We start from the raw sequence: 21138 nt of genomic DNA on the forward strand, positions 1-21138 counted from the left end.
CAGGAGAGCTTCATGTCTTTTAGCGAGTTTTATCAGCGTTCCATTACGCAGCCGGCGTCGTTCTGGGCCGAGCAGGCCCGACGTATCGACTGGCAGCAGCCGTTTACCCAAACGCTGGATTACAGCGATCCGCCGTTTGCCCGCTGGTTTTGCGGCGGAACCACTAATTTGTGCCATAACGCTATCGACCGCTGGCTGGACAAGCAGCCGGATGCGCTGGCGCTGATTGCCGTCTCCTCTGAAACGGAAGAGGAGCGCACGTTTACCTTCAGCCAGTTGTATGACGAAGTGAACGTGGTGGCGTCGATGCTGTTGTCGCTGGGCGTGCAGCGCGGCGACCGGGTGCTGGTTTATATGCCGATGATTGCCGAGGCGCACATTACGCTGCTGGCCTGCGCGCGGATTGGCGCGATTCATTCGGTGGTGTTCGGCGGTTTTGCCTCGCACAGCGTAGCGGCGCGAATCGACGACGCTAAGCCGGTGCTGATTGTCTCGGCAGACGCCGGGGCGCGCGGCGGTAAGATTCTGCCGTATAAAAAGCTGCTGGATGATGCCATCGCGCAGGCGCAGCATCAGCCGCGCCACGTTTTGCTGGTGGATCGCGGGCTGGCGAAAATGGCGCGAGTACCGACGCGCGATCTCGATTTTGCGTCGCTGCGTCAGCAGCATCTCGGGGCGCGGGTGCCGGTGGCCTGGCTGGAATCCAATGAGATCTCCTGCATTCTCTATACCTCCGGCACGACCGGAAAACCGAAAGGCGTACAGCGCGACGTCGGCGGCTATGCGGTGGCTCTGGCAACCTCGATGGACACTATCTTCGGCGGCAAAGCGGGCGGCGTGTTCTTTTGCGCGTCGGATATCGGCTGGGTTGTGGGGCACTCCTATATTGTCTACGCGCCGTTGCTGGCAGGCATGGCAACCATCGTTTATGAAGGATTGCCGACGTACCCGGACTGCGGCGTCTGGTGGAAGATCGTAGAGAAATACCGCGTCAGCCGGATGTTCTCTGCGCCAACCGCCATCCGCGTGTTGAAGAAGTTCCCGACGGCGCAGATCCGCAATCACGATCTCTCCTCGCTGGAGGTGCTCTATCTGGCCGGTGAGCCGCTGGATGAGCCGACGGCCGCCTGGGTGACGGAGACGCTGGATGTGCCGGTTATCGACAACTACTGGCAGACCGAGTCCGGCTGGCCGATTATGGCGATCGCCCGCGCGCTGGACGACCGGCCTTCACGGCTGGGCAGCCCTGGCGTACCGATGTACGGCTATAACGTGCAGCTGCTCAACGAGGTCACCGGCGAACCTTGCGAGGTGAACGAGAAGGGGATGCTGGTCATTGAGGGGCCGCTGCCGCCTGGCTGCGTTCAGACTATCTGGGGGGACGATGCGCGTTTTGTGAATACCTACTGGTCGCTGTTCTCGCGTCAGGTGTACGCCACTTTCGACTGGGGGATTCGCGACGCGGACGGCTATTATTTCATCCTCGGGCGCACCGATGATGTGATCAACGTCGCCGGGCACCGTCTGGGCACGCGCGAGATCGAGGAAAGCATTTCCAGTTACCCGAACGTGGCGGAAGTGGCGGTGGTGGGGGTGAAAGATGCGCTGAAGGGACAGGTGGCGGTAGCGTTTGTGATCCCGAAACAGAGCGACACGCTGGAGGACAGGGACGTGGCGCAAACGGAAGAGAAGGCGATTATGTCGCTGGTGGACAGTCAGATCGGTAATTTTGGCCGTCCGGCGCACGTCTGGTTTGTTTCACAGTTGCCGAAAACACGTTCTGGCAAAATGCTGCGTCGTACGATCCAGGCGATTTGCGAAGGCCGCGATCCGGGCGATTTGTCCACGCTTGACGATCCCGCTTCGTTGCAACAAATCCGTCAGGTGATTGAGGAGTAACCGAGGTGCCCGATGGCGTTATCGCTTATCGGGCCTGGAAGAAAATGTATCGCAGGCCGGATACGGTGCTTGCACCGCCATCCGGCAATTTCCCTTTTACCGCCAGCTAATCTGGTAGTGGTAGCGCCCGGCGCTGAGCTGATATTCCGCAGAGACAGAAGGGCTCCAGGAGTCATCGCCGCCCACGCCCATATGGAAACCGTCAATATTGAGCCAGGTGCCCGCTTCCGGCTGGAGCAGATGGCGGTGGCTGGTTTCCATCAGCTGTTTCTGGCTATAGCGACCGATGTTGAACTGAAAATCGCCGCGCCACTGATGCGCGCCATAACGCAATTCACGCGTTCCGCAGCGCAGGCCGTTTTCGCTCGGGAAAACATACGGGGTGTACATCTCTTCCAGCGGCAGATCCCAGCGATCAAAACAGGCGGCAGAGAGACGATCCGGGTAGTTCTCGTGCGGGCCTAACCCCAGCCAGTTAACCCGCTCCGCCACCTGCGCAAGCTGGCAGCTCAGGCCGATGCGCGCCGGATGCGGTGTCCCGCTGGCGACATCAACATCTACCGTTATCTGCATTTCACCGTTGCCGTCGATACGGTAGGTTTTCCGGCTGATGAACAGCGTTTCGCCCTGATACTGCCAGGCGTGGGCGGTGGTAATCAGTACCGCGCTGGCAAGCGTGTCGGCATCGCATTGCAGTAATACCGCTTTAGCCTGGTAATGGCCGGCGGCCTTCCAGCGTTCAACCCAGGCGTTAGGGTCGATGCGGGTTGCCTCGCTCACACCGATGTCGTTGTCCAGCGGCGCGCGGGTGAACTGATCGACAAGCGGAGTCAGCAACTGTGCCTCTTCGCCAATCCAGAACTGCGTTAATACGCCCTGCTGGCGGCTGAACTCCCAGCGTTTCTCGCCTGCGACAATACGGAATGCCGTCCCGCTGCTGGTGAGCTGTGGCGCGTTGCCAGCGTGCTGCGGCCACTGCGTAGCGAGTTTTTCGCCGAGCTTCCACTGTTGCCAGGCGCTGATATGTCCGGCTTGCGACCACGCGGTTGCCTGCGGTTGTTCAACGCGTACCGTCAGCCACAGCTGGCCTGCGGTTTCCGCTTCCAGGAGCGCTGGCAGCGTGATGATCTGGCGTCCCTGCGGTGGGATATCCAGCGTCACAACGCCTGCGGTCAGCGGGTTGCCATCCAGCGCCAGTGACCAGTGGAGCATTTCGTTATCGCTATGGCGGAACAGGTATTCGCTGGTCACTTCAATCTGGCATTCGGCTCCCGGCAGCAGCGTAAACTGGAAAAACTGCTGCGCGTGTTTGGCTTCATACAGTGACGGATGCGGCGTTCGGTCGGCGAACACCAGGCCGTTCATACAGAACTGGCGGTCGTTAGGCGCGTCGCCAAAGTCGCCGCCGTAGGCTGACCACGGCCGACCGTCGTCGTCGTATTTGATAAGCGACTGATCCACCCAGTCCCAGACAAAACCGCCTTGCAGGCGCGGATACTGGCGAAACGCCTGCCAGTATTTCGCGTAACCGCCGAGGCTGTTGCCCATCGCGTGGGCGTATTCACAAAGGATCAGCGGGCGCTGCTCGCCCGGCATCGACAGCCATTTTTTGATCGACCATTTCGGTACGGCGGGGAAGGGCTGATCCTGATCGACGCGGGCGTACATCGGGCAAATGATGTCGGTTGCCGCCGTATTCGCGCCGCCGCCTTCATACTGCACGGGGCGGGAGGGATCTTCCGACTTAATCCAGCGGTACAGCGCGTCGTGGTTGGCGCCGTGCCCGGACTCGTTGCCCAGTGACCAGATAATAATGCTCGGATGGTTGCGATCGCGCTGTACCATCCGCGTCACGCGCTGGCTCATGGCGGGCAGCCAGACCGGATCGTCGCTCAGGCGATTCATCGGCACCATGCCGTGGGTTTCGATATTGGCCTCATCCACCACGTACAGGCCGTAGCGATCGCACAGGGTGTACCACAGCGGGTGATTCGGATAATGGGAGCAGCGCACGGCGTTAAAATTGTTCTGCTTCATCAGCAGAATGTCTTTAATCATGGTCTCTTTGTCCATCACCTGGCCGTTTTCCGGGTGATGTTCATGGCGGTTGGCGCCGCGGATCAGCAGCGGTTTACCGTTTAATAGCAGCAGACCGTTTTCAATGCTGACCTGACGGAAGCCGACGTCGCAGGCTTCGGCTTCAATCAGCGTGCCATCGGCGGCGTGTAGCTGTACAACGGCACGATACAGATGCGGGGTCTCCGCGCTCCACAGCGCCGGATGTTCGACATTCAGACGAAGGGTTGTGCGATCAGGGTAAGCGCCGCGCTCATCAATGATCTCGCTGCCGAGCGGGGCGGTTTTTTCTCCGACGAATGTTTCGCTATCCCACAGCTGCACCGTCACGCGTAAATCATCGCGTCGTTCCCCCGTTGCTCTGACCTCCGCTTCCAGCACTGCGCGGCTGAAATCATCGTTAAAGCGGGTGTTGATGCGCAGGTCACGGATTTGCGTTGCCGGTTTATGCAGCAGCGAGACGTCGCGAAAGATGCCGCTCATCCGCCACATATCCTGATCTTCCAGATAGCTGCCGTCACTCCAGCGCAGCACCATTACCGCGAGGCGGTTTTCACCCTTAAGCAAAAAATGCGTGAGATCGAATTCAGACGGCAGACGGCTGTCCTGACCGTATCCGACCCAGCGACCGTTGCACCACAAATGGAAGGCGGAGTTCACGCCATCAAAAATGATCCGCGTCTGGCCTGCCTGTAGCCAGTCTGCGTCAATACTGAATGTGAGCGAGTAACATCCGGTTGGGTTATCTGCCGGAACGAACGGCGGGTTAACCGGAATGGGATAGGTGACGTTGGTATAAATGGGGGTGTCGTAACCGTCCATTTGCCAGTTAGACGGCACGCACATGCTATTCACCTGTTGCAGATCGCTTGTCCGCCAGCTCTCTGGTACTGCTTCAGGCGCCGAAAACCAGGCAAACGTCCATTCACCGTTCAGGCTGCGCTTTTGTGCGGAGTCACGGTTCGCGCGGGCGTCATCGGCATTACGCCAGCTGCAAAAAGGAGGGTGCGCCTCCAGGCGATTAAGTTGCGTTACGCCAGGGTTTTCCCAGTCGCGACGTTTCAGAACGACGGCGAGTGAATCTGTATTCTGGGGCATAGCGGTATCCTGATTGGGTTTGTTATTCGCTCACAATTTCAGTCAAAATACGAAGAAGGGATTCCTGCTGTAAAGGACAGGAGGTTCAATGAGTGAACTGACTCACACAATTGTTATGCGTTCACATTTTCGGCGCTAACAGCGAAACCTGCCGAGCCAGTTGGATCAGGGAGTCGGCCAACGCCTGCGGAGAAGTGACCTGAGCATTGGGGGGCTGCACGGTTTTACGCTGAACCAATGAAACGGGGAGTCGCTGGTTATCGGTGGCGGGTTCGCCACGGGAGAGTTGCAGCAGTTTGTCGACGCTGGTTGCGCCAAGCAGGGGGAAATTCTGTCTGATGGTGGTCAGCGGTGGGATGTAGCAGGCGCTGTCTTCGGTGTCATCGTAGCCTATCACCGAGATATCCTGCGGGATGCGCAGGCCAAACTCGGCGATCGCCCGCATAGCGCCCAGCGCCATCTGATCGTTAGCCACCAGTATTGCGGTGGGCATCGTTCCGTCATTGAGCATCTGCATGGTTTGCTGGAAACCGGACATCGCGCTCCAGTCGCCTTCCGTTTCTGCCACCGGTCGCAGCTGATAGTGGGTCAGATATTTATGCCAGCCCGCCAGTCTTAGCCGCGCAGAGACGGACGAGCGCGGCCCTGTCAACAGCGCGATGCGCTGGTGCCCGTGTTCTACCAGATGCTCAACGCCCAGACGCGCGCCGTCGTCATGGGAAAAGATAATGCTGTTAACGGGGAACCGATCGGACACGTCGAGAAACAGTACCGGCACGTTGCCGCAGACGGCGGCAACGGCAATGGCATCGTTCTCATCAAGCGGGTAGTTGATGATCAACCCGCTTACCCGCTGCGCCAGCAGGTTATGTACCGCCGCTTTGCAGGCGTCTACTCCGTTGCGCTCTACCATCGCGATCACCACGCTGGCGCCTGACCTGTCGGCGCGGGATTTAATCGCCGCGACAATTTGCGACGGCGCGTGCAGCGCGAGGTTAGCGGTGGCGACGCCGATGAGCGGGGTTTGTTTACCCGCCAGCTGCTGCGCGACGCGATTGGGAATGTAATTCAGCTCCGCCATCGCGGCTTCGACTTTTTCACGGGTTTTGGCGGAAACGTGGCTGGCCTGATTCACCACGCGAGAGACGGTCTGATAAGAGACGCCTGCACGGTCTGCAACATCATAGAGCGTTACCGGTTTCACATTCATCACCCTGAATTTGTTGTTATCTGCGCGTTATGATGCCACACCCTGAAGGTTTTTCGCCATTCTGCCGGTCTGACGTCAGTTTGTCGGCTGATATCGCCCCTGGCTCCTGACGTTGTCCTCATTCCGTCGTATGAGTGGGAACGGTATGTTCCCACTTCTGTCTGAGCGCCGGTGCGCCGCCTTGTTGCCAGAGTTGTAAGAGATTCTGGCAGCGGAGGCATTATGAGCTGGCGACCCTTTCTTTATCTCATTGTTACTCCTCACCCGGTGCTGAGCGCCCGGCGCGCGCGTTTGCGGCTGGTACAAGGCTGACGGGTCTTTAATAATTGCGTAGCGCTCCCGATTACCGCCCGGCGCGCTGTGTTATGGTGCTTGTTTCATTGCCGATTTCATAAGCAGAAACAGGAGCCAGACTATGTCGCAACATAATCCGTTGAGCGCCATCCTCGATAAACAGGATTTCCTGTTGCTGGACGGGGCGATGGCGACGGAACTGGAAGCGCGCGGCTGTGATTTAGCCGATAGCCTGTGGTCAGCGAAGGTGCTGGTAGAAAACCCGGCGCTGATCCGCGAAGTCCACCTTGATTACTACCGGGCGGGGGCGCAATGCGCGATTACCGCCAGCTACCAGGCAACGCTCGCAGGACTTGCCGCGCGTGGGTTTGATGAAGCGCAGTCGAAAGCGCTGATCGGCAAGAGCGTGGAACTGGCGCGCAAAGCGCGGGAAGCGTATCTGGCTGAGAACCCGCAGGCGGGCACGCTGCTGGTGGCGGGTTCCGTCGGGCCATATGGCGCGTATCTGGCCGACGGTGCGGAATATCGCGGGGATTACGTATGTACTCCCGAAGCGTTCCAGGCTTTTCATCGCCCGCGTGTGGAAGCGCTGCTGGATGCGGGCGTTGACCTGCTGGCCTGCGAAACGCTGCCGAATTTTATTGAGATTAAAGCGCTGGCTGAGTTGTTAACCGAATATCCACGGGCGCGGGCATGGTTTTCGTTTACGCTGCGCGACAGTGAGCATCTGAGCGACGGTACGCCGCTGCGTGACGTGGCGGCGTTCCTCAACGCCTGCCCGCAGGTTGTGGCGACTGGCGTAAACTGTATCGCGCTGGAAAACGTCACCGCCGCATTGCAGCATTTGCACGGGCTGACCGCGCTGCCGCTGGTGGTTTATCCCAATTCGGGCGAGCGGTACGATGCGGTAAGCAAAACCTGGCATCATCACGGCGAAGCGTGCGCCACGCTGGCGGAGTATTTACCGCAGTGGCTGGCGGCGGGTGCGAAGCTGATTGGCGGCTGTTGCCGGACGACGCCGAAGGATATTGCTGAATTGAACGCGCAACGTTGAGTGTGTGGGCTGATGCCTTACCCGGCCTACAACGTGCACGAACCGTAGGCCGGGTAAGCGTAGCGCCACCCGGCATCAATTACACTGCGTCTGCTAAAACAAACATCCCGTACGGGTGGATTTCGAGGTAATAATTTTCCCCCACGTCCGGCTGCAATCGGGTGGCGTTAACCTGCAATAAAATCTCCTGTCCGTGCCACGCCACCGTCACCTCATACTGCGGCCCCATATAGGCGACGTGCTGAATCACACAGCGCTGGCTCTCTTCGCCGCGATCGCTCAAGGTAATCGCTTCCGGGCGCACGCCAACGGTGCCGGAACCCTGGGCGGCAAAGTGTTCCGGGCGCGGCAGTCGATAGCCGTAGATATCCACATACTGCTGACTGAACGTCGCCGGGAACAGGTTGGCATCGCCCATAAAGCTCGCCATAAAGCGTGACGCAGGTTGACGGTAGAGATCCTGCGGCGAACCGATCTGCATAATATGCCCCTTGTTCATCACCAGTACGGTATCGGAAACCGCAAAGGCTTCGCTCTGATCGTGGGTAACGTACAGCGAGGTGATATCAAACTGCTTTTGCAGTTCGCGGATCTTGTCGCGCATGCTGCGGCGCAGGTTGGCGTCGAGGTTACTTAACGGCTCATCAAACAGCAGCACCTTCGGCTTGAGGATCAGCGCGCGCGCCAGCGCCACGCGCTGCTGCTGACCGCCGGAGATCTGATCAACATAGCGGTCTTCGAATCCTTCCAGATCCACCATCGCCAGCGCCTCTTTCACACGGGCTTTCACTTCGCTGCGCGACACGCCAAGCATCTTCAGACCGTAGCCGACGTTTTCCCCCAGCGACATGTGCGGGAACAGGGCATAAGACTGAAAGACCATACAGATATCACGCTGCTGAATAGAGCGATGGGTGACGTCTTCGCCATCAATGAAAATCTGTCCTTCGCTCGGTTTTTCCAGCCCGGCCACCAGACGCAAAATGGTCGTTTTGCCACAGCCGGAAGGGCCGAGCAGCGTCACCATTTGCCCCTGCGGGATGGTGAGATTGATATTATCGATAACCGTGTTGCTGCCGAATCGTTTGGTGACGTTGCGCAGTTCAACAAAATTTTTCTGACTCATAGTGCGCTCCATTACGCCTGGTTTTTGGCCTTTGAACGGGAGATACGCGCTTCCCCGATCAGCCAGTCAAAGATGAAAATAATCGCCAGCATCACCACGATCAGAATCGAGCCGTAGGCGATCGCCACGCCGTATTCGCCGTCTTCCACGCGGTTGAGGATGTAGGCCGTCGCCACGCGGGTGTCTGGCGTGACGAGGAATACAATGGCGCTGACGGTGGTAATGGCGCGCACAAAGCTGTAGATCAGCGCTGAGAGGATCGCCGGGCGCAGCAGCGGCAGCAGGATGTGCGTGATGGTGCGTAAGCTCCCGGCGCGCAGGCTGAGCGACGCTTCATCCAGCGATTTATCGATCTGGCCTAATCCGGCGATCCCGGCGCGAATCCCAACCGGCACGTTACGCATCACCATCGAAATAATCACAATCGCCGCCGTTCCGGTGAGGTACACCGGGGCGCTGTTAAAGGCGAGGATGTACGACACGCCCGCCACGGTGCCCGGTACGGCGAAGCACAGCATGGTGGTGAACTCGATAGTCTTTTTGCCTTTGAACTGCTGGCGTACCACAATCCAGGCGATCAGCAGACCGAAGATGGCGGTGATCGGCGCGGCAATTCCGGCGTAGAGCAACGTATCAAGCAGGGAAGGCCACGCGCCGTCGCTCATTCCCTGGCCGAACAGCTTGATAAAGTTCGCCAGCGTCAGGGTGTAATCCACGCCCCAGTTGACGGTGAAGCTACCGTAGAAAATGCTGCCGTAGAGCAGGGCGTTGAAGGCTATCCACACGGCCAGAATGGCGATGACGCTCCACACCAGGGTGACAGGCAGCGGCTGGACGTCGCCACGGTACGATTTCCCGGAGACCGTGACGTAAGAGCGCTTACCGATCCACATATACTGCACACAGAACACCAGCAGCGAGAACAGCAGCAGGAACGCGCCCAGCGTACTGGCGGCCTGATAATCAAGCTGCGAACCGGTGATATAGAAATAGATCTGCGTCGCCAGCACGTCGAAGTTACCGCCGAGCACCAACGGGTTACTGAAGTCGGCCAGCGACTGCACCACCACAATCAGGAAGGCGTTCGCCAGCGCCGGTTTCAGCAGCGGGACAAACACGCCGTTAAAGGTCTGCCAGCGGCTGGCGCGCAGGGTATATGACGCTTCTTCCAGCGATGGATGGATAGTTTTGATCGCCCCGTCGAGGATCATAAACGCCATAGGCGTAAAGGCCAGCACCTGCGCCAGCCAGATGCCGATAAACCCGTACAGCCAGTTGGTGTTGGTTAGCCCGAACCACTCGACCATAAATTCGGTGACGTAGCCGGAGCGTCCCATCATCAGCGTAACGCCTAAACCCACTACGAACGGCGGCGTGACGATTGGCAAAATCGAGAAGATGCGGCCAATAATGGCGCTGCGTTTGGCAATGCGGGTGGTGTAAATCGCCAGTACCAGGCCGAAGAAGGTACAGCCCACGCCCACCGCAATCGACAGGGCGATGGAGTTGAGGATCACCTGGATGATATGCGCCTGCGACAGCACCGTCATAAACGCCAGCGGCGCGAACTCCCCGGCGTCGTTGGTGAACATCGGGATGAAAATCGCGATACTCGGCCAGACGATAAAGATACCGATCAGCGCCACAATGGCGGTAAGTGAGCCGATCACGAAGCGGTCGCCGCCCAGCCATTCCAGACGGGTCAACGCCAGCGTCATGATCGCGCCCAGCGCGACGAACAGCACGATAGTGGCGTAGCCTAAACCACGGCCTTCAACGGTGGCGCTGACGACGATAAAGGCCATACACAACAGCGCCCAGCCCGCATCAAGGTAATGGCGGCTGCGCTGTTCGCGCCTGGCTTCATGGAACGGGCGAATCAGCAGCAGGCTTGGCAGCAGATACCACAGCCAACTGATATTGCGCTGTGACCAGCCGTAGGATTCAAGGATTTCATCGCCCGTGGACTCCAGCAGGCCGTAATCCAGACTCCAGCTCGGCAGCAGGGCAAACGCCAGCCAGCCCAGCAGAACCCAAAAGAATATCGCATCCCGTTTTTTCACGGGATGGTGTGCAAGTGTGTGTGACATAGCGGTTCCGGTATTGTGGGCCGGGTACGGCGTTACGCCGCCACCCGGCAAATGAACGCAATGTGGGCTTATTTACCCATCTTCACTTCGCTAACCCACTTATTGATAAGCTGCTTACGGACGTCGGTAGAACCGTATTTATCCATGTCGTAATTGATGAGCTTCAGGTCGTCGAGCTTCAGCGAGTTCGGTGATGTTTCCGCTGTGGTGTTGGTCAGGATCTGATAAGACTTGCCTTTCTTCCACGCCAGTTCTTGTGCTTCTTTTGACAGCACCCAGTCCACGAACAGTTTGGCGTTGTCGAGGTTGCGCGCGCCTTTCAGGATGCTGACGCCGCCAATTTCATAGCCGGTGCCTTCGCACGGAGAGATCAGCTCCAGCGGCGCGCCCTGTTCTTTTTCCAGCGAATAGTCGTGCAGGAAGCCGATGCCGATAGCGGTTTCGCCACGGGCGGCGTTACGTGCCGGGGCAATACCGGATTTGGTGTACTGAGACACGTTGGCGTTGAGCTGTTTCAGGTAATCAAAGGCCTGATCTTCGCCCCACAGCTGGGCGAAGGTCGCCAGTGCGGTATACGCGGTGCCTGAACTTTGCGGGTCGGCAATCTGAATCTCGCCTTTGTATTCCGGTTTGGTCAGATCCTTCCAGCATTTTGGCACCGGCAGATTTTTCTCTTTCAGGCGCTGGGTGTTGACGCCAAAACCGAGAATACCGACATACACCGCTGAAGAGAGGTTGCCTTTTACTTTTGCCGGATCGCGGAATTTCTCCATGACCTGCTCAAGATTGGGAGACTTGTAGGGTTGCAGCAGCCCCATTTCACCCGCCTGAGACTGAGGGTCCAGCGTCCCGCCGTACCAGACGTCCGCCTGCGGGTTTTTCTTCTCGGCATCGACTTTCGCCAGCGTACTGCCGGAGCCGTTGCGAATGAACGAGGTTTTGACGTCATATTTGTCGCCAAACGCTTTGGTTTCTGCTTCGCACATTTCGTTGGTGGCGCTGCAATAAACCACCAGGCGGCCTTTGGCCTGCGCGGCGCCGGTTAAGGTTGCCAGCGCAATGCCGGATGCAATCAGGGTAGAGGTAAGCGTCAATTTCATTGTTTTATCCTTTGACTGAGCGAGGTGGTGATGCCCGCCATCAGTAGCGGCATCAGCAATAAACCCATAAGTACCGCGGCGACCGAGAGCAGACTGAACATGCCCGACCAGCCGTAGCGTTCAATGACCAGCGACAGAGGCCAGCCCGCCAGCGCTGCCCCCAGATAGGCGAACAGGCCGAGAAACCCGGTGATGGAACCGGCCGCCGCTTTGTGCCCGCACTCGACGGCGGCAAGGCCAATCAACATTTGCGGGCCAAAAACGAAAAAGCCCACCGTAAAGAAACAGACCGCCAGCAGTGCGTAATGGTGTACCGGCGCTAACCACAATGCGGCGACGGACACCATCAGCCCCAGCGTGAACAGCAAAATCATCGGCGCGCGCTGGCCGCTGAACAGCAAATCCGACCCCCAACCAGCGAACAATGCGCCGAGCAGACCGCCAACTTCAAACAGCATCACCGTGGCGTTGGCGCTGAGCAGATTAACGCCGTGGCTTTCCGTGAGCCAGATGTTGCCCCAGTCGTTGAGGGCGATGCGGATCAGATAGACCAGCACATATGAGACGCCCAGCAGCCAGATCATCGGGTTTTTCAGCATCGTGGCGCGCAGCATCTGCCACAGCCCCATCGGCGGGCTTTGCTGCTCCTGGCGCAGCTCCAGCGGGTCATGACGCCATGCGCCGACCGTTGGCAATCCCTCTTCCTGCGGCGTGCCTTTCAGCTGTAACGTGAGCCAGATACCTAATGCCATGCTGATGATTCCCGGCGCCAGCATCGCCGCCTGCCAGCCCCACCAGTGGGCGGCGAAAGCGCTAATTAGCGGGATAATTGCCCCGCCGATGTTGATCGACATATTCCAGCAGCCCCACCAGAAGCCGCGCTCGTTGCGCGAATACCAGTGGGTCAGCAGTCGGGCGCAGGGCGGCCATCCCCAGCCCTGAAAGAAACCGTTCAGCGTCCAGACCGCCAGCAGCAGCGTCAGCGACTCGCCAAAGGCGAACACCACATTCAGCAGGCCGGTGGCGAACAGGCCGACGCCCATAAACCAGCGCTGCCCGTGGCTGTCGTGCCACAGCCCGGCGGTAAACTTCGACAGGCCGTAGGTCAGGTAAAACAGTGAACCCAACAGGCCGATATCGCCTTTATCGAGTCCCAGATCCGTTTGCAGCGCCGGAAGTACGTAATTCACGCTTTTTCGCGTCAGGTAAAACGCGGCGTACCCAATGACCATGCACATCAGCAACCGCAGGCGTAGCGCCCGGTATCGTTGGTCTGTTTCGTTTACTGGGCGTGGGTGCATGGCCGTCTCCGTTTGTGCTGACTATAGGAAAGTGAAAACCAAAGGGGATGAGAGAAAGTCCGCAGTGACTAAGACTTTTTCCTGGTCAGGGCGTGGTTTGTTGCAAAATTGTGGGCAAGTTAACAATTACCCGCGTGCCGTGCAGCGATTCGAGCGTCAGTTCGCCGCCCAGCGCGCTGACCCGTTCTCGCATCCCCTGAATACCGAATCCCGGCATTTTTTCAGGCTGGATGCCGGTGCCGTTGTCCCGAACTTCCAGATGGAGGGTCTGTTTCTGCTGGCTTAACAGAATCGTGACCTCGCTGGCTTCGGCATGTTTACAGACGTTGTTCAGCAGTTCCTGCAACAGGCGGTAGAGGGTAAACCTGACGGTTTCATTTTCCGGGGTAAGCGTAAGGCGATACTCAAACTGGCAGCGAATCCCACGTTCGGGGAACGCGAATTCGTTGACCAGATGATGCAGCGCCTCTTTAAACGACAGCTCATCCAGCGCGGGGGGACGTAGCTGGCGTAACAGCTGGCGGGTAGAGTGGTGAATACGGCGGGCGAGATCGTTTATCTGGCTGGCGGCGGCCTGCGTCTGCGCCGGATCGCGTGCGCGTTTCACGAGCTGTGACTGGATCTGAATGGCGGTGATGTTCTGCCCGATCTCGTCGTGCAGCTCGCGCGCCAGGTTTTTGCGCGTATCCTCTTCGGTATGGATCAGCTTTTCGGTCAGCGCCCGGCGTGCCGCCAGCTCCGCCTCCAGACGCTGGCGATAGTGGTGCAGGTTTTGCGCCAGATGCTGCTGGCGGCTGATGGCGATCCCAAGACCTATACCGAGTAGCGCCTGGGTGGCGAGGAAAATCTCCAGCTCGACCAGGTTGTTAAACCCGACGCCGACCTGGCGAGCGATGGTGATCATCATGCTGCCCAGCAGCCCGGAGAGCACGCCACCCTGCCAGCCAAACTTCCACGCCATCACCACGTTAGGCAGGAACACCACGATCAGCAGCAGGCGTTCAATTTCTGGCGACAGCACCATTTGCGTGCCGATGCCGATAATAAAGAACAGGCTGCACCAGATGATCAGCGAAGTGCGCAGCGGCGGGTTGTTGGTATCCAGCCCCAACAGGTGATAACGGTGCTGCTGGCGTAAAAATTCAAATACCAGATAAACAAAGGGGGTGAGCAGCACGCCGCCGGTAAACGACGCCAGGCCAGTCAGCATTGCCGGGCTTTTTATAAAGGGCGACAGCAGGGCGGTATTCAGCAGCGAGGCCAGCGTGACGGCGGCCAGCAGCAGCGTGAGGCGCTGCCAGTACAGGGGAAAACGGTGCCAGAATTTTTGTCCGATGCTGGCCGGGATCAGGCAGATCAGCGGCGCCGCCAGCAGGACGTAGCCGCTGAGCAATTGCTCGCTATGGAGCCATAACGGCATCAGCACTGGCGGCAGTATCAGCGCGGGCCAGTAACGGCGGGAGAGTAAAATCAACAGTGCAAGATAAACGCCGTGCGGCAAAAAGAGCGCCGCCTGTTGGCCGTTATGGGTCAGGTAAAAGCCCAGCGTCCATAGCATCAGCCAACCTGTTCCCCAGGCCAGCAGGATAAACAGTGAGATCACCCAGTAACGCACGCCGCGAGACATCAGTGCCCCGTCAGCAACTGGTGGTCGAGGGCGAAATGCACCAGCTCGATGGTATTGTGGCACTGCAATTTACCCAATACGTTAGCACGGTGGACGTGAACGGTTTTATGGCTGAGGTCGAGCTTAAATGCGATCTCTTTGACGCTGTCGCCTTTGACCAGTAAATCAAAAACTTCTCGCTCGCGGGGGGTTAATACCTCCAGCACCTGCGCCGGCTGTTCGCCGCCGCGCAGCGCCCGCAACGCATCGGCACACAGATAGTGGCCGCCCATACCGACGGAACGCACCGCCTGAACCAGCTCTTCCGGCCCGCAGCGTTTGGTTAGATAGCCGCTGGCGCCTGCATCCAGCGCGCTTTGCACAAATGCTGGCGTGTCGTAAATGCTGAGGACGATGGCGCGAAACGTGGGTTTTTGCGCGCGTAGCCGCTTTAACAGACTCAGCCCGTTTTCGTCCGGCATCGCGATATCCAGCACCGCGACGTTAACGTCATCGCGCAATAATGCGGGCCAGGCTTCCGCCGCGCTGCTGTACTGGCCTGCCACGTCCAGATCGTCTTCAAGACTTAATAATTGCGCAAAGCCGGAACGCACCACCACATGGTCATCAACCAGCACCACACGAATCATATGCTTACTCTCTTGCCGAATAATGCCTCTATGATGCCTGCCCCCGCTGCGCTGGCAATCATCCGGGTGTGGTTATGGAATGAATGTAACAAAATCGCAATAATTTGCAGGGTGTTGTTGTCGTGGTAGGCGCTGATAAGCGCAGCGCCATCAGGCATGGATTGCCGGATGGCGGCGCAAGCGCCTGATCCGGCCTGCAACTCAATGCTAAATACATTTCCACACTAACCATTCCCGTTTTTTTTCTAAAAACGCTTTGCTATTAGCAAGAATTTTTAATTCCTTTATCAAACTCGGCCGCAACGAAATACTGCCCCCATAACAAGACAGGGGAGCAGACAATAATGGGTATTTCATCGCGTAACACACTTCTCGCCGCACTGGCGTTTATTGCATTCCAGGCGCAGGCGGTTAACGTCACCGTCGCGTATCAGACATCCGCCGAACCGGCGAAAGTGGCGCAGGCGGATAACACCTTCGCCAAAGAGAGCGGGGCGACCGTTGACTGGCGTAAATTCGACAGCGGCGCGAGCATCGTGCGCGCGCTGGCTTCCGGTGATGTACAGATCGGCAACCTTGGCTCCAGCCCACTGGCGGTCGCCGCCAGCCAACAGGTGCCGATTGAGGTTTTCCTGCTGGCGTCAAAACTGGGGGAATCCGAAGCGCTGGTGGTGAAGAAAACGATCGCTAAGCCGGAGGATCTCATCGGCAAACGCATTGCGGTGCCGTTTATCTCCACCACTCATTACAGCCTGCTGGCCGCGCTGAAACACTGGGGCATTAAGCCCGGGCAAGTCGAAATCATCAATCTGCAACCACCGGCGATCATTGCCGCCTGGCAGCGTGGCGATATTGACGGCGCTTACGTCTGGGCACCCGCCGTTAACGCGCTGGAAAAAGACGGGAACGTGCTGACAGACTCGGGGAAAGTTGGCGAATGGGGCTCGCCGACGCTGGATGTGTGGGTAGTGCGTAAAGACTTCGCGGAAAAACATCCAGAGGTAGTCAAAGCATTCGCGAAAAGCGCCATCGACGCGCAGCAACCCTATATCGCCAATCCTGAGGCGTGGCTTCAGCAGCCGGATAACATCAGCAAACTGTCGCGCTTAAGCGGCGTGCCGGAAACGGACGTGCCGGGGCTGGTGAAAGGCAATACCTACCTGACGGCGCAACAGCAGGCCGTTGAGCTGAACGGGCCGGTCAATAAAGCGATTATCGACACCGCGCAGTTCCTGAAAGAGCAGGGCAAAGTGCCCGCCGTCGCGACGGATTACAGCCAGTACGTCACCGATCGCTTTGTGCAATAAGGAGGCGCGGATGCTGCAAGTTTCCCATCTCTTTGCCGATTACGCCGGTAAACCGGCGCTGGAAGATATCAATCTGACGCTCGACAGCGGTGAGCTGTTAGTGGTGCTGGGCCCGTCAGGGTGTGGGAAAACCACGTTGCTGAATCTGATCGCCGGTTTTCTGCCTTATCAGCACGGCACGATCCAACTGGCGGGCAAACGGGTCGATGGGCCGGGTGCGGAGCGCGGCGTCGTCTTTCAGAACGAAGGGCTGCTGCCCTGGCGCAACGTGCAGGATAACGTCGGACTTGGCCTGCAACTGGCGGGAGCGGACAAAACCCGGCGTCAGCACGTTGCGCAGCAGATGCTGAAAAAAGTCGGGCTGGAAGGGGCGGGAAAACGCTTTATCTGGCAGCTTTCCGGCGGGCAGCGCCAGCGTGTCGGCATCGCCCGCGCGCTGGCGGCAAATCCTCAACTCCTGCTGCTGGATGAGCCTTTCGGCGCGCTGGACGCTTTCACCCGTGAGCAGATGCAAACGCTGTTGCTGAAACTCTGGCATGAGACCGGCAAGCAGGTATTGCTCATTACGCATGATATTGAAGAGGCTGTGTTTATGGCGACGGAGCTGGTGCTGCTTTCTCCTGGCCCCGGTCGCGTGCAGGAGCGGCTGTCGCTTGATTTCGCCCGCCGCTTTGTGGGGGGAGAATCCTGCCGCAGCATTAAATCCGATCCGCAGTTTATCGAGACGCGGGAGTATGTGTTAAGCCGCGTCTTTGAACAACGGGAGGCCTTCTCATGAGCGTGGTCATCAACGATAAGCTGCGTCAACGCGGGTTGAAATGGCGCTGGCCGTTCTCTCGTTGCATTACCCTGAGTATCAGCACATTAGCGGTGATTCTGGCCGTGTGGTGGAGCGTAGCGGCGTTGCAGTTAATCAGCCCGCTGTTTCTGCCGCCGCCGGGGCAGGTGCTGCAAAAACTGATCGCCATCGCCGGGCCGCAAGGGTTTATGGACGCCACGCTGTGGCAGCATCTGGCGGCGAGCCTGACGCGCATTCTGCTGGCGCTGCTGGCTGCCGTGATTATCGGCATTCCGGTGGGCATTGCGATGGGGCTAAGCCCAACGATACGCGGCATTCTCGATCCGATCATTGAACTCTACCGACCTGTTCCGCCGCTTGCGTATTTACCGCTGATGGTGATCTGGTTCGGGATTGGCGAGACCTCCAAGATCCTGCTGATCTATCTGGCGATTTTCGCCCCGGTCGCCATGTCGGCGCTGGCGGGCGTCAAAAGCGCGCAGCAGGTTCGCATTCGTGCGGCGCAGTCGTTAGGCGCCGGACGAGTACAGGTATTGTGGTTTGTGATTCTGCCCGGCGCGCTGCCGGAGATCCTCACCGGATTACGCATTGGCCTGGGCGTGGGCTGGTCAACGCTGGTGGCGGCTGAGCTGATTGCCGCCACCCGGGGTTTAGGGTTTATGGTGCAGTCCGCCGGGGAATTTCTGGCAACCGACGTGGTGCTGGCGGGGATCGCGGTGATTGCAGTGATCGCGTTTATTTTAGAACTGGGTCTGCGTGCGCTTCAGCGCCGCCTGACGCCCTGGCATGGAGAAGTACAATGAGTGAACGTCTGAGCATTACCCCGCTGGGGCCGTATATTGGCGCGCTGGTTTCCGGCGCGGATCTGACCCGCCCGCTGAGCGATAATCAATTCGAACAGCTGTATCACGCGGTGCTGCGCCACCAGGTGGTTTTTCTGCGTGAACAAGCCATTACGCCACAGCAACAGCGCGCGCTGGCACAGCGTTTTGGCGATCTGCATATTCATCCGGTCTATCCCCACGCCGAAGGCGTCGAAGAGATTATCGTGCTGGATACCCATAACGATAACCCGCCGGATAATGATAACTGGCACACCGATGTGACCTTTATTGAGACGCCGCCAGCAGGGGCGATTCTGGCGGCAAAGGAACTGCCCTCTACCGGCGGGGATACGCTATGGACCAGCGGCATTGCCGCATATGACGCGCTTTCCGAACCGTTTCGCCAGTTGCTGAGCGGTTTGCGGGCGGAGCATGATTTCCGTAAATCGTTCCCGGAATACAAATACCGCAAAACTGATGAGGAGCATCAGCGCTGGCTTGAGGCGGTAGCAAAACATCCACCTTTGCTGCATCCGGTGGTGCGTACCCATCCGGTGAGCGGCAAACAGGCGCTGTTTGTGAATGAAGGCTTTACCACGCGGATTGTCGATGTGACGGAAAAAGAGAGCGAGGCGCTGCTTGGATTCTTGTTTGCGCACATCACAAAACCGGAGTTTCAGGTGCGCTGGCGCTGGCAGCCTGATGACGTAGCCATCTGGGATAACCGCGTCACCCAGCATTATGCCAACGCTGATTACCTGCCGCAGCGGCGCATTATGCACCGGGCGACGATTCTGGGAGATAAGCCGTTTTATCGCGTGCCGTAATAGATAATCTCACTATTCGGTTAAGGAACGGTTAGGGAAATGCAGGCCTGGTAAGCGCAGCGCCATCAGGCTCAATGTGGCACCGCGCCGGATGGCGGCGTAAACGCCTTATCCTGCCTGGAAACCCAAATGCGCGCCAATATAGCGCTGATACCTGTTTGCCTTCAGATAGGTTAAATCGACCAGCACCAGACCATCCACGCAGTTGCTGAACGCCGGATCGTTACCGAAATCAATAAACTGCACGCCGCCGGGGTCGCAAAGTTCGGAGTACTGTTTGTAGAGCGGGGGAATACCGCAGCCCAGATTGCCGAGCAGCGATTTCAGCCGCGTCAGATCGTCGTTGTAGCTTTTGCCTTCAAACTGCGCCAGTACGTCCGGCAATGACGCGGGATAGGGCTGGCGTGATATTGCCAGCGGGTGCGTTGGCGGGAACCACAGGCGATAAAAGGCCACCAGTAAATCCCGCGCATCCGCAGGCAGACCGCCGGAAATAGACACCGGGCCGAACAGGTATCGGTATTGCGGATAGCGCGCCAGATAAGCGCCAATGCCAGACCAGAGATAGTCCAGCCCGCGACGTCCCCAGTAACGCGGCTGGATAAAACTGCGACCCAGCTCAATGCCGTGCTGCATCACTTGCGCCATCTGCTCGTCGTAATGGAACAAACTGTAGCTGTAAAGCCCTTCTATGCCACGTTTTTCCTGCTGCTGCGCGCAGGGAATGAACCGATAGGCGCCAACAATTTCCAGATCGTCTTCATCCCATAAAATCAGGTGCAGATAGTCGTCATCATAGCGGTCGGTGTCCCGACGCTTTCCGCTGCCTTCGCCAACCGCGCGAAAGGCGATTTCACGCAGCCGCCCCAGTTCCCGCAGGATGGGGACATCCTCTTTGCCGTTGCGCTGCCAGAGGTAAATGTGCTTCCCGTCGGCGGTGTGTCCAAGGCATTCCGTCTGGGCGAGATCGCGTTTGAGGTGCGCTCTGTCTTCTGCGCGGGCTATCGTACTTTCGGTGGTGAATAACCCAGGGCGTCCTTTACCTAATGCCGCGACGTGCTGACGGCATTTTTCGGCCTGCTCGCGGACGTTGGTTTTCGTGGCGGACCACTGTGTCCAGGCGATTTGTTGGCCGATGCGGAGCGGCAGGCTGCTGCGACGCCGACGAAACATCTGCTGCATCAGGAGCAGCAATGCGAAGGTGGGGGACACCAGGCTGCTGGCGTAAAACAGCGAGCTGTTACGCGCGTTGATATGTACGGGAAGCAGCGGCGTGCGGTATTTCTCCGCCACCCGGATAAACCCGGAATGCCATCGGCCTTCCCTGATTCCCTGCGATGTGAAGCGCGCTACTTCGCCCGCCGGAAAGAAAATTAACGCTCCGCCAGCCTGTAAATGCGCATCTATCTGTTGTAGCGATGATTTTGGCGTGCGCCCGCCGATGTTGTCCACGGGAATGAAAAGTGAGCTGAGCGGTTGCAGATGCGAGAGCAGGCGGTTGGTCACTACTTTCACGTCACGGCGCACACGCGAGATGGCATACAGCAGGGCCAGCCCATCAAGCGTGCCTGTCGGGTGGTTGGCAATGATGACCAGCGGGCCATGTGCGGGGATGTTTTCGAGGTCGTGTGCGGGGATATCGCAGCGTATTTCAAGGTGTTCGAGAACCTGTTCCACCATATCCACCCCTTTCAGATGGGGATGGCGGGATGCAAATTGCTGAAATTCTTCTTCATACAGCAACCGCCTGAGCAGATTTTTTTGCCAGGGTGTCGGCCTCGCCTGAGGCCACAGGTCGTCGAGTACGTTATCGAGACTAAACATAGCGGCTCCTCCTCCCGTCCTGTGCTGACAGTAGAAGGTACAAATGTCGTTTG

General features: G+C 58.4%; 15 protein-coding genes. 6 read left to right on the top strand and 9 right to left on the bottom strand.

The features are described 5' to 3' along the window. The first annotated feature begins 12 nt into the window (after positions 1 to 12). Entirely contained in the window at positions 13 to 1899 is a 1887-nt protein-coding gene (gene prpE, locus OGX81_RS03940; protein WP_104869022.1) for a propionate--CoA ligase, read from the top strand. A gap of 96 nt (positions 1900 to 1995) precedes the next feature. Here prpE and OGX81_RS03945 read toward each other — a convergent pair whose 3' ends face one another. Both OGX81_RS03945 and OGX81_RS03950 read right to left on the bottom strand, forming a co-directional pair. Further along, positions 1996 to 5073 (bottom strand): beta-galactosidase, encoded by a 3078-nt coding sequence (locus OGX81_RS03945; RefSeq protein WP_104869021.1) that lies wholly within the window; start codon positions 5071 to 5073, stop codon positions 1996 to 1998. 121 nt (positions 5074 to 5194) lie between these two features. After that, on the bottom strand, positions 5195 to 6277 hold the full coding sequence (locus OGX81_RS03950) for a LacI family DNA-binding transcriptional regulator (RefSeq protein ID WP_104869162.1): 1083 nt from the start codon (positions 6275 to 6277) through the stop codon (positions 5195 to 5197). 421 nt (positions 6278 to 6698) lie between these two features. Here OGX81_RS03950 and mmuM point away from each other — a divergent pair, with 421 nt between their 5' ends. Continuing rightward, positions 6699 to 7631: a homocysteine S-methyltransferase gene (gene mmuM, locus OGX81_RS03955; RefSeq protein WP_104869020.1), complete on the top strand. Its 933-nt coding sequence runs from the start codon at positions 6699 to 6701 to the stop codon at positions 7629 to 7631. A 79-nt stretch (positions 7632 to 7710) separates the two neighbouring features. Here mmuM and fbpC read toward each other — a convergent pair whose 3' ends face one another. The 6 genes from fbpC to OGX81_RS03985 all read right to left on the bottom strand — a co-directional run bounded on the left by fbpC (position 7711) and on the right by OGX81_RS03985 (position 15504). Next, entirely contained in the window at positions 7711 to 8757 is a 1047-nt protein-coding gene (fbpC, locus tag OGX81_RS03960) for a ferric ABC transporter ATP-binding protein (protein WP_104869019.1), read from the bottom strand. Between the two features lie 11 nt (positions 8758 to 8768). After that, positions 8769 to 10847 (bottom strand): ABC transporter permease, encoded by a 2079-nt coding sequence (locus tag OGX81_RS03965; protein ID WP_104869018.1) that lies wholly within the window; start codon positions 10845 to 10847, stop codon positions 8769 to 8771. A 68-nt stretch (positions 10848 to 10915) separates the two neighbouring features. Next, positions 10916 to 11947 (bottom strand): ABC transporter substrate-binding protein, encoded by a 1032-nt coding sequence (locus OGX81_RS03970; RefSeq protein ID WP_012133638.1) that lies wholly within the window; start codon positions 11945 to 11947, stop codon positions 10916 to 10918. Next, positions 11944 to 13248: an MFS transporter family glucose-6-phosphate receptor UhpC gene (gene uhpC / locus OGX81_RS03975; protein ID WP_104869016.1), complete on the bottom strand. Its 1305-nt coding sequence runs from the start codon at positions 13246 to 13248 to the stop codon at positions 11944 to 11946. Before uhpC ends, OGX81_RS03970 begins: the two co-directional genes overlap by 4 nt. Positions 13249 to 13333: 85 nt before the next feature. After that, entirely contained in the window at positions 13334 to 14875 is a 1542-nt protein-coding gene (locus OGX81_RS03980) for an MASE1 domain-containing sensor histidine kinase (protein WP_104869015.1), read from the bottom strand. Continuing rightward, entirely contained in the window at positions 14875 to 15504 is a 630-nt protein-coding gene (locus OGX81_RS03985) for a response regulator transcription factor (RefSeq protein WP_104869014.1), read from the bottom strand. The genes OGX81_RS03980 and OGX81_RS03985 overlap by 1 nt, the downstream gene beginning before the upstream one ends. 344 nt (positions 15505 to 15848) lie before the next feature. Between OGX81_RS03985 and tauA the strand changes: the two genes are divergently transcribed. From tauA to tauD, 4 genes are read left to right on the top strand one after another with little or no spacing between them, the layout of a single operon-like run. Continuing rightward, positions 15849 to 16811 carry a taurine ABC transporter substrate-binding protein gene (tauA, locus tag OGX81_RS03990; protein WP_012133631.1) on the top strand — a complete coding sequence of 321 codons (963 nt, stop codon included), beginning with the start codon at positions 15849 to 15851 and terminating at the stop codon, positions 16809 to 16811. 10 nt (positions 16812 to 16821) lie between these two features. Next, the gene (gene tauB / locus OGX81_RS03995) at positions 16822 to 17589 is read left to right on the top strand and encodes a taurine ABC transporter ATP-binding subunit (protein ID WP_012133630.1); all 768 of its coding nucleotides are present in this window, start codon (positions 16822 to 16824) and stop codon (positions 17587 to 17589) included. Next, complete coding sequence (gene tauC, locus OGX81_RS04000; RefSeq protein WP_104869013.1) at positions 17586 to 18413, top strand: taurine ABC transporter permease TauC; 828 nt, start codon at positions 17586 to 17588, stop codon at positions 18411 to 18413. The genes tauB and tauC overlap by 4 nt, the downstream gene beginning before the upstream one ends. Further along, complete coding sequence (gene tauD, locus OGX81_RS04005) at positions 18410 to 19261, top strand: taurine dioxygenase (RefSeq protein WP_104869012.1); 852 nt, start codon at positions 18410 to 18412, stop codon at positions 19259 to 19261. Before tauC ends, tauD begins: the two co-directional genes overlap by 4 nt. Before the next feature lie 108 nt (positions 19262 to 19369). Here the strand turns inward: tauD and olsF are convergent, their stop codons facing one another. Then, complete coding sequence (gene olsF, locus OGX81_RS04010) at positions 19370 to 21085, bottom strand: bifunctional ornithine lipid synthase OlsF (protein ID WP_058668685.1); 1716 nt, start codon at positions 21083 to 21085, stop codon at positions 19370 to 19372. Positions 21086 to 21138: the final 53 nt, after the last annotated feature.

The sequence above is a fragment of the Citrobacter sp. CK206 genome, assembly GCF_030333125.1.
Taxonomy (GTDB): Bacteria; Pseudomonadota; Gammaproteobacteria; order Enterobacterales; family Enterobacteriaceae; genus Citrobacter_B; species Citrobacter_B koseri.